This is a genomic window from Nocardia fodinahabitans (assembly GCF_052983615.1).
This window is the reverse complement of record NZ_JBRJJC010000001.1, coordinates 304,366-318,557: the sequence shown is the minus strand read 5'-3', so window position 1 is coordinate 318,557 and position 14,192 is coordinate 304,366. Positions and strand designations below refer to the sequence as shown.

General features: G+C 70.4%; 16 protein-coding genes. 8 read left to right on the top strand and 8 right to left on the bottom strand.

The window, feature by feature from the left end; all coding sequences use genetic code 11:
• Positions 1-24 precede the first annotated feature (24 nt).
• Positions 25-1,599, top strand: coding sequence for a succinic semialdehyde dehydrogenase (locus tag NV348_RS01505; protein WP_447145323.1), 1,575 nt, complete (start codon positions 25-27; stop codon positions 1,597-1,599).
• A 35-nt stretch (positions 1,600-1,634) separates the two neighbouring features.
• The gene (locus tag NV348_RS01500) at positions 1,635-2,462 is read left to right on the top strand and encodes an SDR family oxidoreductase (protein WP_447145322.1); all 828 of its coding nucleotides are present in this window, start codon (positions 1,635-1,637) and stop codon (positions 2,460-2,462) included.
• A gap of 118 nt (positions 2,463-2,580) precedes the next feature.
• Here the strand turns inward: NV348_RS01500 and NV348_RS01495 are convergent, their stop codons facing one another.
• Together NV348_RS01495 and NV348_RS01490 are read right to left on the bottom strand one after the other, a co-directional pair.
• Positions 2,581-3,384, bottom strand: coding sequence for a putative protein N(5)-glutamine methyltransferase (locus NV348_RS01495; protein ID WP_447145321.1), 804 nt, complete (start codon positions 3,382-3,384; stop codon positions 2,581-2,583).
• Positions 3,385-3,430: 46 nt separating this feature from the next.
• Positions 3,431-4,303, bottom strand: a complete 873-nt coding sequence (locus NV348_RS01490; RefSeq protein ID WP_447145320.1) for a YdcF family protein — start codon at positions 4,301-4,303, stop codon at positions 3,431-3,433.
• A gap of 170 nt (positions 4,304-4,473) precedes the next feature.
• Between NV348_RS01490 and NV348_RS01485 the strand changes: the two genes are divergently transcribed.
• The gene (locus NV348_RS01485; protein ID WP_447145319.1) at positions 4,474-5,325 is read left to right on the top strand and encodes a bifunctional 5,10-methylenetetrahydrofolate dehydrogenase/5,10-methenyltetrahydrofolate cyclohydrolase; all 852 of its coding nucleotides are present in this window, start codon (positions 4,474-4,476) and stop codon (positions 5,323-5,325) included.
• 25 nt (positions 5,326-5,350) lie between these two features.
• On the opposite strand, the gene NV348_RS01480 is transcribed toward NV348_RS01485, so the two are convergent.
• The 4 genes from NV348_RS01480 to NV348_RS01465 form a co-directional block, all read right to left on the bottom strand.
• A complete protein-coding gene (locus NV348_RS01480; protein ID WP_447145318.1) occupies positions 5,351-6,430 on the bottom strand; it encodes a DUF8176 domain-containing protein in 1,080 nt (359 codons plus the stop codon).
• A 107-nt stretch (positions 6,431-6,537) separates the two neighbouring features.
• A complete protein-coding gene (locus NV348_RS01475; protein WP_447145317.1) occupies positions 6,538-7,290 on the bottom strand; it encodes a L,D-transpeptidase in 753 nt (250 codons plus the stop codon).
• 160 nt (positions 7,291-7,450) lie between these two features.
• The gene (locus NV348_RS01470) at positions 7,451-7,645 is read right to left on the bottom strand and encodes a hypothetical protein (protein WP_447145316.1); all 195 of its coding nucleotides are present in this window, start codon (positions 7,643-7,645) and stop codon (positions 7,451-7,453) included.
• A 58-nt stretch (positions 7,646-7,703) separates the two neighbouring features.
• Positions 7,704-8,363 carry a cyclodeaminase/cyclohydrolase family protein gene (locus NV348_RS01465; protein WP_447145315.1) on the bottom strand — a complete coding sequence of 220 codons (660 nt, stop codon included), beginning with the start codon at positions 8,361-8,363 and terminating at the stop codon, positions 7,704-7,706.
• 150 nt (positions 8,364-8,513) lie between these two features.
• Between NV348_RS01465 and NV348_RS01460 the strand changes: the two genes are divergently transcribed.
• Positions 8,514-9,551 carry an LLM class F420-dependent oxidoreductase gene (locus NV348_RS01460; RefSeq protein ID WP_447145314.1) on the top strand — a complete coding sequence of 346 codons (1,038 nt, stop codon included), beginning with the start codon at positions 8,514-8,516 and terminating at the stop codon, positions 9,549-9,551.
• 66 nt (positions 9,552-9,617) lie between these two features.
• On the opposite strand, the gene NV348_RS01455 is transcribed toward NV348_RS01460, so the two are convergent.
• Positions 9,618-9,953, bottom strand: a complete 336-nt coding sequence (locus NV348_RS01455; RefSeq protein WP_447145313.1) for an STAS domain-containing protein — start codon at positions 9,951-9,953, stop codon at positions 9,618-9,620.
• A 180-nt stretch (positions 9,954-10,133) separates the two neighbouring features.
• On the opposite strand from NV348_RS01455, the gene NV348_RS01450 reads away from it, so the two are divergent.
• The 4 genes from NV348_RS01450 to NV348_RS01435 all read left to right on the top strand — a co-directional run bounded on the left by NV348_RS01450 (position 10,134) and on the right by NV348_RS01435 (position 13,133).
• Complete coding sequence (locus NV348_RS01450) at positions 10,134-10,661, top strand: pyridoxamine 5'-phosphate oxidase family protein (RefSeq protein WP_447145312.1); 528 nt, start codon at positions 10,134-10,136, stop codon at positions 10,659-10,661.
• Between the two features lie 246 nt (positions 10,662-10,907).
• Positions 10,908-11,387, top strand: a complete 480-nt coding sequence (locus NV348_RS01445) for a cation:proton antiporter regulatory subunit (RefSeq protein ID WP_447145311.1) — start codon at positions 10,908-10,910, stop codon at positions 11,385-11,387.
• Positions 11,388-11,446: 59 nt separating this feature from the next.
• On the top strand, positions 11,447-11,929 hold the full coding sequence (locus NV348_RS01440) for a cation:proton antiporter regulatory subunit (protein ID WP_447145310.1): 483 nt from the start codon (positions 11,447-11,449) through the stop codon (positions 11,927-11,929).
• A 4-nt stretch (positions 11,930-11,933) separates the two neighbouring features.
• Complete coding sequence (locus NV348_RS01435; protein ID WP_447145309.1) at positions 11,934-13,133, top strand: cation:proton antiporter; 1,200 nt, start codon at positions 11,934-11,936, stop codon at positions 13,131-13,133.
• 13 nt (positions 13,134-13,146) lie between these two features.
• On the opposite strand, the gene NV348_RS01430 is transcribed toward NV348_RS01435, so the two are convergent.
• The gene (locus NV348_RS01430) at positions 13,147-14,163 is read right to left on the bottom strand and encodes an ABC transporter substrate-binding protein (RefSeq protein WP_447145308.1); all 1,017 of its coding nucleotides are present in this window, start codon (positions 14,161-14,163) and stop codon (positions 13,147-13,149) included.
• Positions 14,164-14,192 lie beyond the last annotated feature (29 nt).

Here is a 14,192-nt window from a genome sequence, read left to right as displayed (position 1 = left end):
ATCTGTTGAGGAGAAGGGCCGACAATGACGACAGCCCCCGAGCTGACCGCCGAACCCACCGCGCTGCCGACCGCGCTGGTCAAGCCCCTGTTCGACCGGGGGGTCGCCGGTGGCGCACCGTCGGTGCCGATCTTCGCCCCGGCCACCGGACACAAGATCGGCGACCTGCCGCAGTCCTCGATCGCCGACATCGACCGCGCGTTCGCGGTGGCCCGGCACGCGCAGCGCGACTGGGCCAAGGTGCCGGTCAAGCAGCGCGTGGAGATCCTGCGCCGCTTCCACGACATCGTCCTGGCCGAGCAGGACACCATTCTCGACATCGTGCAGACCGAGACCGGCAAGTCCCGCCCGCACGCCTTCGACGAGGTCGCCGACGTCGCGCTGAACTCGCGCTACTACGCCGCCGTCGCTCCCAAGCTGCTCGCCGACCGCAAGCCGCGCGGCGTGCTGCCCGTGCTCACTTCGGTCGAGGTGCACAACCGGCCCAAGGGCGTCGTCGCGGTGATCTCGCCGTGGAACTACCCGCTCGCGCTGTCGGCCTCCGACGCGCTGCCCGCCCTGGTCGCGGGCAACGCCGTGATCGCCCGGCCGGACAACCAGACCGCGCTGTCGGCGCTGTGGGCCATCGACGCCGCCGAGCGCGCCGGGCTGCCGCGCGGGCTGTGGCAGGCGGTGCTCGGCCGTGGTCGCGAGATCGGCGGCGACGTGATCGCCCGCGCCGACTACGTCGACTACACCGGCTCCAGCGCCACCGGCCGCACCATCGCCCAGCAGGCCGGTGAGCGCCTGATCGGCTACTCGCTCGAGCTCGGCGGCAAGAACCCGCTGCTGGTACTGGCCGACGCGGACGTGTCCAAGGCGGCCAAGCTGGCCGTGCGCGCCTGCTTCTCCTCGGCGGGTCAGCTGTGCGAGTCGATGGAGCGCATCTACGTCGACGCCGCGGTCTACGACCAGTTCGTCGCCGAGTTCGTCGGCAACGTCAAGAACATGACCCTCGGCGGCGGGCTCGACTACAGCAAGGACATGGGCTCGCTGACCTTCCAGCGTCAGCTCGACACCGTCACCGCCCACGTCGACGACGCCGTCGCCAAGGGCGCCAAGGTGCTCGCCGGTGGCCGTGCCCGTCCCGACCTCGGCCCGTACTTCTACGAGCCCACCGTGCTCGCCGACGTGGTGCCCGGCATGACGGTCTACCGCGAGGAGACCTTCGGCCCGGTCGTGTCGGTGTACAAGGTCGACTCCGACGAGGCCGCCATCGAGGCCGCCAACGACACCGCCTACGGCCTCAACGCCAGCGTGTGGAGCAAGGACGCCGAGCGCGGCAAGGCGGTCGCCGCCCGGATCAACGCCGGCTCGGTGAACGTCAACGAGGGCTTCATCGCGGCCTGGGGCAGCGTCGACGCGCCGTCCGGTGGTCTCGGCATCTCCGGTCAGGGCCGTCGGCACGGTCCCGAAGGGCTGCTGAAGTACGTCGACACCCAGACCATCGCGGTCCAGCGGGTGCTGCCGATCGCGCCGCTGCCGGGCATGTCCGAGCAGATGTGGGCCAAGACCATGACGCTGGTCTTCGGGGTCATGAAGACACTTCGCCAGAAGTAACGGCGTACGGAAAACGAAGCAGGGGTAGGCATTTCATGAAACTCGATTCGGTCGCGGGCAAGCGGGTACTGGTCACCGGCGCCGCCATGGGCCTGGGCAGGCTGTTCGCCGAGACGGCGGTCCGCGAGGGCGCCGACGCGGTGGTCCTGTGGGACGTCAACGAGCTCGCGCTGCGCGAGACCGCGGCGCAGCTGACCGCCCAGGGCGGCAAGGTGCACCATCACGTCGTCGACGTGTCCTCGCAGGACTCGATCCGCGAGGCCGCCGAGGCGGTGCGCAAGGAGATCGGCGGGATCGACATCCTGGTCAACAACGCCGGAATCGTGCGGGGCAACACCTACTTCTGGGAAACCGAGAACCGCGCCGACATCGACAAGACCATGGCGATCAACTCGCTGGCCCCGATGTACGTCACCCTGGAGTTCCTGCCGGGCATGGTCGCCGGTGCCGGGCAGGCGCGCATCCTCAACATCGCGTCCTCGGCCGGTCTGGTCGCCAACCCGCGCATGGCCGTCTACGCGGCGTCGAAGTGGGCGGCGCTGGGCTGGTCGGATTCGGTGCGCCTGGAGCTCGAGCAGGCCGGCCACGACCACGTGAAGGTCACCACCGTCTGTCCGACCTACATCAACACCGGCATGTTCGACGGCGCCAAGGGCATCCTGTTCACGCCGATGCTCGAGCAGAACGACGTCGTCGAGACCTCGTGGCGGGAGATGAAGAACGGTGGCGCCCTGGTGGTGCTGCCGTGGACCTCGCGGATGAACCGCGCGCTCACGGGTCTGCTGCCGATCAAGGTGCGCGACTTCTACCTCAACGCCGTCGGCGTGTACCACTCGATGGATCAGTTCACCGGCCGCAAATAGCCGCTCGCACGACAGCGATGCCCCCGCCGACGCGAAAGTCGGGCGGGGGCATCGCCGGTTCGGTGCACGGTACGCGTCATTGCATCGACTGCCATACCCGCGGTGCCGGTGGGTGGCGTCAGGACGCGCGGGTGCCCAGAACGACGGTGGCGTAGTACTCCTCGGAGTGCTCGACGCGCGGGGTGAGACCGTGCGCGGCCAGGACCGCGCACGCGGTATCGACCTGTCCCGTCGAGGTTTCCACCAGCACGGTGCCTCCCGGCGCGAGCCAGCTCGCCGCACCCTCGGCGACCCGCCGGAAAACGTCGAGCCCGTCCGCCCCGCCGTCCAGGGCGACGAGCGGTTCGTGCTCGCGGGCCTCCGGCGGCATGTCGGCCACCCGCTCGGTCGGCACATACGGCGTGTTCGCCAGCAGCACGTCGACGCGTCCCCGCAGATCGCCCGGCAGCGCGTCGAACAGATCCCCGCCGAACACCGGCGCGCTCAGCGGCGCGAGATTCTCCCTGGCACAGGCCACCGCTACCGGATCGATATCGGCGGCCACGAGCTCGACCTCGCAGCCGCGCGCGGTGAGCTCGGTGGCCGCGGTCAACCCGAGCGCCCCACAGCCGCAGCACAGATCGACCACGCACGCCCGCGCCGTTCCCGGCGCGACCCCGGCCACCGCCTGCTCGACCAGGAACGCGGTGCGCTGCCGCGGCACGAAGACACCCGCCCGCACGCCCACCCGCAGGCCGCGGAATTCGACCCAGCCGAGCAGATATTCGAGCGGAGTCCCCGCCACCCGCGCCGCCACGAGGTCGTCGAGGCGGCGTGCGTCGCCGGCGGCGGCGTCGAGCAACAGCGCGGCCTCGTCCTCGGCGAACACACAGCCCGCGGCGCGCAGCACGACGACGACGTCGTCCAGGGGAGAAACAGTCATGCAGCGATTGTCCCGTGCCGGACAACCGATTTTCCGGGCCCCCGGCTCAGCGCGAGCTGTCGAGCTCGAACGTGCGGGTCGCGTCCAGGTAGATCCCGCGCTGCGCGGCCCGCGCCGGCGGCGGCAGCTGTGAGACCAGCTGTTCGAGCGAGGTCATCGCGCCGACGACAGCGGTCCCGGCCACCAGGAAATCGGCGACCGCGCGGCGGATGTGGTTCGGCGAGGTCACCACCACGGCGCTGGTCGCGCCGAGATCGCGCAGCAGGCGGGTGCTGAACAGCGCGTTCTGCACCGTCGACCCGGCCCGGTCCTCGACATGGATCCGCTCGTTCGGCAAGCCGCGGCCCACCAGCCAGCGACGCATCGCCTCGGCCTCGGAGATCCCGTTCTGCGGGTTGCCGCCGGTGACGACCACCGGCGAGAACGGTGCGGCGACCGCCTGCAACCAGGCCGCGGTGAGCCGGTTCTCCAGCTCCGGGCGCAGCGCGCCGTCGGGCAGCAAGCCGTAGCCGAGCACGACGATGCCGGTCTGCGGGCCGACCAGCGCGGGCAGCGGATTGGGCAGCGTCGCGGCCGCCGCGGTCACCGCGCGAAGCACATTGGAGGTGCCCGCCGCCATGCCCGCGTCGACCGCGCCGAGCCGGGTCATCGCCTCGCCGACGGCGGCCGGATCACCGGCGTAGTGCGACCAGATGGCCTGCAGGGCCAGCGCGTCGACGTCGTTCGGATCGGCGGCGATGAGGGCGCGCAGGTCGGCACGGCCCGCGTTGTCGTCACCGTCGGTGAAATGCCGCTGCGCCGAGTTGTAGAGCGCGGTCACGTCGGCCTCGGCGGCGGCCGGGGTGACGGCGGCGCTCGTGACCGCGGCGGCCGCGACGACGGCGGCGGCCAGCTGTTTCCAATGCCTCGAGATCTTCACGACAGTCGACACCCTTCCCGCGAACGGTTCGGTACGTGCTGGGCAGAGCTGTGGCAGAGCTGCCGACACCCTACGACCGGGTGCCGCGCGCACTGTGGATCCCGACGACGTTCCGCGCGTCGCCGCCCGGTGGTCGGGTGCGCGGGTAGCGGCGGATAAGCTGATACACCGTGGATACCGCTTCGCTGACCGGCAAGGAACTCGCCGCCGCCATCAACGCCGACACGAAGGAGCGCGCCGCCGCGCTCACTGCCGCGGGCACCGCGCCGACGCTGGCGCTGATCGTGGCCAACGACGACCCGGCCAGCGCCTGGTACGTGAACTCCCTGCGCAAGGCCGCCGAACGTCTCGGGATCGCCTGCGAGCGCATCGATCTCGGCGCCGAGGCGAGCGCGGAGACGATCCGCGCCGAGCTGACCGCGCGCAGCGCCGACCCGGCCACCGACGCGATCATGCTGCAGACCCCGCTGCCCGCCGGCGTCAGTCTCGATGATGTGAGCGCATCGATCGCCGCGAGCAAGGATGTCGACGGCGTCAGCCCGCTGTCGCTGGGCCTGCTCGCCTCCGGCCTGGACGGTTTCGTCCCCGCGACCTCCGAGGCGGTGGTCGAGCTGCTGAAGCATCACGGGATCGCGCTGCAAGGCCGCGTGGTGACAGTCGTCGGCCGGTCCAACATCGTCGGCAAGCCGCTGGCGCAGCTGCTGCTGGCCGAGAACGCGACCGTCACCGTCGCGCACTCGCGCACCGCCGACCTGGCCGCGGTCACCACCCCCGCCGACATCGTGGTCGCGGCCGCGGGCCGGATCGGGCTCGTCACCGGCAAGCACATCGGTGACGGCGCCGTGGTGATCGATGTGGGCACCAACGAATCCGCCGACGGCGGCATCGTCGGCGACGTCGACGCGGCCTCGGTCCACGGCAAGGCCGCGGCGCTGAGCCCCGTCCCCGGTGGCGTCGGTCCGGTGACCACCGCGCTGCTGATGCGCCACGTCGTCGTGGCGGCCGAGAAAGCCCGCGGCTGAGCGGCTTTCGCGTCCTCGATCGGGTCTAGCGGACCGGCCCGATCGAGGTGATCAGATACTTGTTGCCGACCTTGGCGGTGCCGACCAGCTGCGGGTTGTAGATGATCGGCACCGCGTCCGGTCGGAACTCGGTGATCACCACGAAGTACTGTCCCGCGAACGCCGCGGGCGTGATGCTCAGGCAGTGCGTCGTGCCCACGGGGATCGTGTCGATGCCCTCCTGGATATCGGCGCCGGAGGGTAGCGCGGCATCGCCGGACACCAGTGTTCGCGCCTGATCACCGGACCGCGCCACGTAATAGGCGTACTGGAACGCCAGGATCGCCGCGACGCCGCTGTCGGTGCCGCCCGCCCCGTTGCCCTGGATCTTGCTGCCGACCAGCTCGGCGGGGCAGTTCCCGGCAACCGGGGTCGCACCCGCGGGCGCGGGCGCGATCGGGCTGCTGGCCGCCGCGGATTCCGGTACGGGACCGCGCAGCTGGAGATAGCCGCCGCCGATCAGTACAGCACCGGCCACCGAGGCCGCCAGCGGTCCGACCCAGCGCGGCACGCGCTTGCGCCGGGACCGGTCGATCATCCGCGCGAACACCTCGTCGTCGCCGCCGTAGTCGGGCGCCGGACGCGGCGGCAGGGAAACCGGTGTGGCGGCGACCCATTCGGGCTCGACGCGGTCGGGAGCCGGGGTGTCCGGGGTGATGATCGGCAGCCGGTCGGTCGCGGGGCCGTTGTCGGGCTCCGGCATCGGTTGCGGCGCCTCCGGAAGGGCATGGCGCGCACCGGGATCGAACGGTCCGCCGACGATCGGCAGCCGATCCGTGGCGTAGCTGTCGGTCGGCACGATCCGGCCCGACGACCGATCGGGCGCCACGTGCGCGGCCGACAACGAGATCACCGGAATGCCGGCCGGCGTGGTGGGCCCACCCTCGACGCGATGACGGGCGCCGGTACGGGGCTGCGGATCGGTCGGCTCGGTCAGCCGACGGGGGCGTGGAGCACCCAGATCACGACCGGGCCGCCACGGGACGGCCGCGGTGAACGGACCACCGGCCGACCCCGGGTCGTGCTGTCGAGCCCCGATCGGTCTGTGTGCATCCGGTCGATCCATCGCCCCACCTTCATCAGGCTGTCGCCGTCAGGTTGTCTCGCAACGATTTCGTTACGGGCACGATACTGCTCTGACGGTGGGAACGCCGAATGCCACGAGGGAATTACTCACCAGTGAATGTAGACCGGGTCACCGATGCCGACATTTTCGTAGTACCAGGCCGCGTCGTCGGGGGCGAGATTGATGCAGCCGTGGCTCACGTTGGCGTACCCCTGCGAGTCCACCGACCATGGTGCCGAGTGCACGAACACGCCACCCCAGGTGAGGCGTTCGGCCCATTCGCCGTCGATGATGTAACCCTCGGGGTCGTCGAGCGGGATGCCGATGGTGCGCGAGTCGAACACCACCGAGCGGAACTTCTCCAGCACCGTGAAGTTGCCGGTCGGGGTCTCGAAGCCGGGCTTGCCCATGGACGCGGGCATGTTCCGGACGACCTGTCCGCCCATGCTCACCGTGAACGTGTGCGCCGAGAGGTTCGCCTCGGCGTAGACGCCGCCGTTGGTCTGGAACTCGGTGCGCTGGTTGCCGAACTGCACCGAGATCGGCGCGCTCGCCGGCAGATAGCCCGTGGGGGTCCACTGCAGTTGGGTGTCGTTCACCCAGGCGAAGGTGCCGGGCAGTGCGTCGGTCGAGCGGATCGCGGCGGCGCGTTCGGCGCCCGCCCGGTCGGCGACCGGGGCGGCGAAGGTGAACGTGACCGGCGCGGCGACGCCGACGACCTGCCCGTTCGCCGGGGATATCGCGGTGACCGTCGCGGTCGGAGATCCTCCGATCAGGGCCGCGGACGCGGCTCCCGACCAGAACGCGGCGAGGAGTGCCGCCATGGTCGCGACGAACAGGAAACGAAGTGCGCTCTTCATAAACGCCACCCCTTCGGTCACTCGTAGGCGGATTCCAAGTCTAGGCCGCCATGATCAACTAGACCTATCGAAGTGATAACGGCCGACGGGTCCAACGGAGTGTCGGCTTGTGTTCGCGCAGGTGAGGACCCCCGGGAACCGATCCCACATCGATACCGGTTCAGCGGACAGCGCCGGGGCACGGCAGCGGCGCGGGCTCGATCTGCTGGGCGGCGTCGAATTCGGCTCTGGCGGCGGTGATCTCGTGCTGGTGGTCCACCACCACGCAGGCGCCCATGGCGTGGTTGATCCGGCCGAGGTCGGTCCCGAGCGCGGTGATCGAGTACTCGACCCGGGGCGGGACCGTCGGAGACACCGTGCGCCGCACGAGACCGTCGCGTTCCAGGTCGCGCAGGGTTGTGGTGCGGCCTGACTCAGCCGCGCACCGCGTGCAGCACGTCGGCGTGCAGGGCGTCGGCGCGCGCGGCGATCGTGTCGACGCGCAGCAGCGCCGCGGCGAAGCCGTCGCCCAGCGCGGCGGGCAGCGAACCGACATTGATCTCGATATTGAGCTGCGAGCTCATCGCCGCGGCGCGGGCGGCGTCGGCGGCGGCGCCGATGTCGGTGACCACGTTGGGATTGCCGATCGGCAGCAGCTCGGCCGCCAGCGACAGGATCTCATCGGCCTCGTCGACCACGGCCGCGGGCACCCGGGCCGCCTCGACCAAGGCGGCGTTGATCGCCTCGGTGCGGGCGGCGACCTCGGCGTCGGTGTCCTTGGGCAGCTTGTAGGCCGCGCCGACCGCGGTGAACGCGGCGGCGTCGGCATCGGCCAGCGCCAGCGACCTCGCGCGCGCGGCGTCGGCGGCCTCGATGATCTGCTCGACGACCGGCTGGTGGACGGCGTCCTTGGCCCGGGTGGTGTAGCGCGCGACCATCGCGACCAGGGCCGCGGCCTGGGCGGCGTGCAGCGCGGCGACGGCGCCGCCACCCGGTGCGGGAACCTTCGCGCCCAGCTCCGACAGATAGTGCTCCAGGGTCACCGCACCGAAGGAGGGGGCGATCTGCTGCGGCGAGGCGGTGGGCTGCGACACGACGGGGTGGCCTTTCGATGCGGCGAGAACTGCGTGGGAATCGTTGTCAACGCTACCGGGTGCCCGCCCGCGTACCCCGCCCGACCAGCACCTGCGACGACAGACCGACCGGTCGGGGTGGCCGGGGACGGCGGGGCTATGTTGGGTGGCATGCGGATCGGATTGAGCATCAACTACTCGGGCGGGTTCAAGGAGGTCGCGGCCGAGGTCGCCGACCTGGAACGCGCCGGACTCGACATCGTCTTCGTGCCGGAGGCGTACTCGTTCGACGCGGTCAGCGCCCTGGGTTTCCTGGCGGCCCGCACCGAGCGCGTGCAGCTGGCCTCGGGCATCCTGCAGCTCTACACCCGGACCCCCAGTCTCACCGCGATGACCGCCGCCGGCCTGGACTTCGTCTCCGACGGCCGCTTCATCCTGGGCATCGGCGCGTCCGGCCCGCAGGTCATCGAGGGCTTCCACGGGGTGCCCTACGACGCCCCCATCGGCCGCACCCGCGAACTCGTGGAGATCTGTCGTCAGGTCTGGCGCCGCGAGAAGCTCAACTACCAGGGCAAGTACTACCAGATCCCGCTGCCCGCCGACCGTGGCACCGGCCTGGGTAAAGAGCTCAAGCTGATCAATCGCCCGGTGCGCGAACGCATTCCGGTGCTGCTGGCCGCGCTGGGTCCGAAGAACGTGGAGCTGGCCGCCGAGCTCGCCGAGGGCTGGCAGCCGATCTTCTTCCTGCCGGAGAAGGCCCAGGACGTCTGGGGCGACGCGCTCGCCGCGGGCAAGGCCAAGCGCGATCCGGCGCTGGGCGACCTCGAGATCTTCGCGGGCCCGCCGCTGGCGATCGGTGAGAACGTCACCGGGCTGCTGGAGTTCATCAAGCCGCACCTGGCGCTCTACATCGGCGGCATGGGCGCCAAGGGCAAGAACTTCTATCACACGCTGGCTACCAAGTACGGCTACGGTGCTGCCGCCGACCGCATCCAGGAGCTGTACCTGGCCGGTGACAAGCAGGCCGCCGCGCAGGCCGTGCCCGACGAGCTGGTCCGCGACGTGTCGCTGATCGGACCGGAGAGCTTCGTCAAGGAGCGCATCGCGGCCATGGCCGCGGCCGGTGTCACCACGCTCAATGTCACGCCGCTGGCCGAGGACGCCGCGGGCCGGGTCAAGCTGATCGAGCAGCTGCGCGGTCTCTGCTGACCCCACCGACGACGAACGCGCTGCCGCCCGGAGAGATTCTCCGGGCGGCAGCGCGTTTCTCGACGGTCAGGACGTGAACGACGCCAGGGCGGCGGCCAGCGTGGTGTGCATGGCGAACACCTGGTCCAGGCTCGTCATCTTGAGCTGGCGGCTGGTGGCGGGCCCGTCGGCGACGATCGCGATGGCGGTGTTCCCCCCGGCCCGCTGATGCGCGGCGACCAGGGTCGCCATCCCCGCCGACGCGAGGAATCCGACCGCGGTCAGGTCGATCACCAGCGTCGCGGGTTTCTCGGCCAGGATCGCCTCGATCGTGGCGTCCAGCGCGGGCGCCGTCGCCAGATCGACCTCGCCGGTCACCGTCAGCACCGTGACGCCGTCGTGCACCGCCGTCGTGGTGGTCATCGTGTCCGTGAGTGGATACGCGTCTCCGGATGAGTTGGTCACGACTCAACAACACACAACTTCGCCCGAATACGCAAGCCGTTCGGGTTCGGACCCCGGTTCGGGACCGGGCCCGCGCCTATACTCGGCAACCAGTTACGTGTCCTCCACGGGCCCCCGGGCCATGACGAAGGAGTGCCGATGCTGCCCGATCCCGTCGACGCCACCGATCTGAACATCTACGGCAACGACCAGCTGCCGTGGAGCCGGGTGCGCACCGCCATCGAGAAGGGTCTCGCCGCATTGGAGACCACCCAGTTCCTCGGCACCGTCGGGCCCGACGGCAGGCCGCACTCGGCGGGCATCGGGGCGACGCTGGTCGGCGAGTACTTCTACTTCACCAGCGGCCCCGGCACCCACAAGTCGCGGTACCTGGCCGCCAATCCCGCGTGCACGCTGTCGTTCCGGTTCCCCGACGATGTCGATCTCGTCGTCGAGGGCACCGCGACCCGCACCACCGACCACGCCGAGATCGACCGGGTCACCGCGTCGTACCGCGACACCGGCTGGCCCGCCGAACGGGATGGCGACGCGATCACCGCGCCGTTCAGCGCCCAGAGCGCGGGCCCGGCGCCCTGGTACCTGTACCGGTTCACCACTCACGCCGCGGTCGGCGTCGCCCTGACCGATCCGCACGGCGCCACCCGCTGGCGGTTCGACCAGCGGTAGCCGGCTCATCCGCGCGGGGCGGAGGCGAAGATAGCCGGCAGCCTGCGCCACCACGGCCGGGGCCCGGCCCGCCGTGTTCCCCCGGGAATCGGCGGCGCGGAGGGTAGCGGCGGCATGGGTCGCACGGTGTGTCCTGGTACGCGACGACGATGGCGCCGGTGGCCATCGTGATCGACCGGCTCGAGGGCGAACGCCGGGTAATGGGGTAGGGCTGGCGTTATTCGGAAGTCGTCGTACTGTGAGGGCGTGAACATCGATGTGACGCCGCTACCGGGGATCGGCGTGTGCAAGGACTTTCCGCTGGCCGAGGCGCGTCGGCGGATCGGCGTGATCGAGCACCGCGACGGTTCGGTCGACCTGGTGGTCTCGCGGGCGGGCGACTACGACACCACCACCTCGATTCCCCTGTCGGGCACCGAGATCGGGGTGCTGGCGGGTTTGCTCGGGGCGCCGCAGGTGGTGCAGAAGACCCGCGACACCCCCGTCGTCGGTGAGCTGTCGACCAGGCAGTTCGTGATCGATCGGGGCAGCCCGTTCGACGGTCGCCCGTTGCGCGAGACCGCGATGCGCACCCGGACCAAGGCCTCGGTCGTCGCGGTGGTGCGCGCCGGTGACGTGACTCCGTCGCCCGGAACGGATTTCACCTTCATCGCCGGTGATCTGGTGGTCGTCGTCGGCACCGACGAGGGTCTCGACGCCGCTGGAAGGTTGCTCGACCAGGGTTGAGCCCCGTGCGGATGGTAAAGGGAAGGTAAGCTATCGCCTAGCTGAGGTTAGGTGATCCAATGAATGTAGATGTGACTTCCCTGCCGGGAATCGGTGTCCGGAAAGAGTTTTCGCTGACGAAGGTGGACCGCCGGATCGGCGTTGTCGACCACCGGGACGGCGGTACCGACCTGATCTTCACCAAGGTCGGCGACCCCGACTCGACCGTGCAGATTCCGTTGTCCGACACCGAGGCTCGCGCCCTGGCCAGCCTGCTCGGTGCGCCCCAGCTGGTGGCGCAACTGCGCGAGGAACACCGCGATCTCGACGGCGTGAGCACGCGCTCGATGCCGGTGCCGCCGAACTCGCCCTACGCCGGGCGGCGACTGGGCGAGACCGAGATGCGGACCAGGACCCGCGCCTCGATCGTGGCGGTCCTGCGGGCCGGCCAGGTGCACGCCTCACCGGGTCCCGAGTTCGGGTTCGTCGGTGGTGACATGGTGGTCGTGGTCGGCACCAATGCCGGGCTCGACGCCGCCGCTGCGATTCTCTGCGACGGCTGAGCGCGTGCAGCTCACAGGAACCTCGCTGGCATTGATCCAGTTGGGGGCGGTGTTCTTCGGGTTGGGAGTGCTCGGGCGGATCGCGGCCAAGGTCGGCCTCTCGCCGATCCCGCTGTATCTGCTCGGTGGTCTGGTCTTCGGTACCGGCGGCCTGATCGAGTTGCACGAGGTGGAGGACTTCATCCACATCGCCAGCGAGATCGGTGTCGTACTGCTGTTGTTGCTGCTCGGGCTGGAGTACACCGCGGGTGAACTCGTCACGGGCATGCGCAAATCGTGGACGGCGGGCCTGCTCGATCTGGTGCTCAACGCGACGCCGGGGGTGATCGTCGCGCTCATGCTCGGATTGGGTCCGACCGGAGCGATCGCGATGGCGGGCGTCACCTATATCTCCTCGTCCGGCATCGTCGCGAAGGTACTCAACGACCTGGGCAGGCTGGGTAACCGCGAGACGCCGACAATCCTGTCGATCCTGGTGTTCGAGGACCTGGCGATGGCGATCTACCTGCCGGTGCTGACCGCGGTGCTGGCCGGTGTCGGCTTCGTGGCTGGCCTGACCACCGTGGGGATCGCGCTGGTCGCGGTGACGGTGGTGCTCGTCGTCGCGCTGCGCTACGGCAAGTTCGTCTCCGCGATCGTGGCGAGTGAGGATCGGGAGATCTTCCTGCTCAAGCTGCTGGGCTCGGCGCTGCTGGTCGCCGGTGTGGCCTCGGCGGTGCAGGTGTCGGCGGCGGTCGGCGCGTTCCTGCTCGGTATCGCGATCTCCGATTCCACCGCGCACGACGCCACCAAGATCCTCGAGCCGCTGCGCGATCTGTTCGCGGCGACGTTCTTCGTACTGTTCGGGCTGAGCACCGATCCGCGGACCATCCCGCCGGTGCTCGGCTGGGCGGTGTTGCTGGCCGTGGTCACCACCGCGACCAAGATCGCCACCGGTTGGTGGGCGGCCGAACGCGCCGGCGCCTCGCAGCTGGGCCGGGCACGGGCCGGTACCGCGCTGGTCGCCCGTGGCGAGTTCTCGATCGTCATCGCGGGTCTGGCCGTGGCCGCCGGCGCGGTGCCCGACGGGTTCGCCGCGCTGGCGACCACGTATGTGCTGCTGATGGCGATCATCGGGCCGATCGCGGCGCGCATCGTCGAGCCGGTCATGCGGGCCACCGTTGCCCGCACGCAGAACCTGCGAGCGGACTCCGTCTCGGAGTGACCGCGATCGACGGTCACTCGGCGGGCAGCGGTACGCCGGTGGCCTGGGCGATGTCGGCCAGCATCCGCTGGGCCGCCTGCACGCCGATGCCCGACATCCAGGTCTCGTCCGGCACCTCGTACACCTTGCCGTTCTTCACCGCGGCCAGATCGCGCCAGACCGGGCCGCTGGTGACGGCGTTCTTGGGCGTCTTGCCCGGATCGTCGATGGTGGCGACGAAGATCAGGTCGGCGTCGGCGCCGTCGATCTGTTCCGGGCTCACCTCGAGCATGATCTTCTTGGTGTCGGCCGAGACCTGGTTGGCCGGGCGGTTCAGGCCGACGTCGGTCAGCACGACCCCGCTGAACGACTGCGTCAGGTACAGCCGGGTCGGGCCGGCCAGGAAGCGGACCACCGAGGCCGACGGCGCGACGCCGTTGTTCTTCGCCTTGATCGCCGCGCCCAGCGCCTGCGCGCGGGTCTCGTACCTGCGCAGCGCGTCCGCGGCCTGCTGGTCGAGGCCGAGAGCCTTGGCGTGCACGGCCAGGTTGGCCTTCCACGGGCCACCGGTGGTCTCGGTGAACACGGTCGGCGCGATGCCGCTGAGCTTGTCGTAGATCTTCTCGTGCCGGATCTTCGAGGACAGGATCAGATCGGGCTTCAGGGAGGCGATGCGCTCGAGGTTCGGCTCGAGCAGCGGGCCGACATCGGTGACGCCGTCCAGGCCCGCCTTCAGGTAGTCGGGGAAGCCGCCCGCGGTCTTGGTGTGCGGGATGACCGCGCCGACCGGCGTCACTCCGAGCAGGGTGGTCGAGTCGAGTTCGGCGGTGTCGAGGACGACCACGCGCTGCGGGGCGCGCGGGATGGTCACCTGGCCCATGACGGTGTCGAGGGTACGCGGGAAGCTCGCCGCGTCGGCGGCGGTGTTGGTGCCACCGGTCGTCGCGGTGTCGGTGCCGCAGCCGACGAGCGTGCCGAGCGCGACGAGCGCGCCCGCGGCCAGGGTGCCTGCCCGGCGGACTCCGCGGGCGCGGAGACGTCGAAGGGACATGACGGTCCTCATTTCTGGTGGGGGACAGG

Bases quoted from the DNA above. Each gene is read 5' to 3' on its own strand.
- NV348_RS01505 (WP_447145323.1), top strand. From the start codon at position 25: ATGACGACAGCCCCCGAGCTGACCGCCGAACCCACCGCGCTGCCGACC.
- NV348_RS01500 (WP_447145322.1), top strand. From the start codon at position 1,635: ATGAAACTCGATTCGGTCGCGGGCAAGCGGGTACTGGTCACCGGCGCC.
- NV348_RS01495 (WP_447145321.1), bottom strand. From the start codon at position 3,384: ATGACTGTTTCTCCCCTGGACGACGTCGTCGTCGTGCTGCGCGCCGCG.
- NV348_RS01480 (WP_447145318.1), bottom strand. From the start codon at position 6,430: ATGGATCGACCGGATGCACACAGACCGATCGGGGCTCGACAGCACGAC.
- NV348_RS01475 (WP_447145317.1), bottom strand. From the start codon at position 7,290: ATGAAGAGCGCACTTCGTTTCCTGTTCGTCGCGACCATGGCGGCACTC.
- NV348_RS01460 (WP_447145314.1), top strand. From the start codon at position 8,514: ATGCGGATCGGATTGAGCATCAACTACTCGGGCGGGTTCAAGGAGGTC.
- NV348_RS01455 (WP_447145313.1), bottom strand. From the start codon at position 9,953: ATGACCACCACGACGGCGGTGCACGACGGCGTCACGGTGCTGACGGTG.
- NV348_RS01450 (WP_447145312.1), top strand. From the start codon at position 10,134: ATGCTGCCCGATCCCGTCGACGCCACCGATCTGAACATCTACGGCAAC.
- NV348_RS01440 (WP_447145310.1), top strand. From the start codon at position 11,447: ATGAATGTAGATGTGACTTCCCTGCCGGGAATCGGTGTCCGGAAAGAG.
- NV348_RS01430 (WP_447145308.1), bottom strand. From the start codon at position 14,163: ATGTCCCTTCGACGTCTCCGCGCCCGCGGAGTCCGCCGGGCAGGCACC.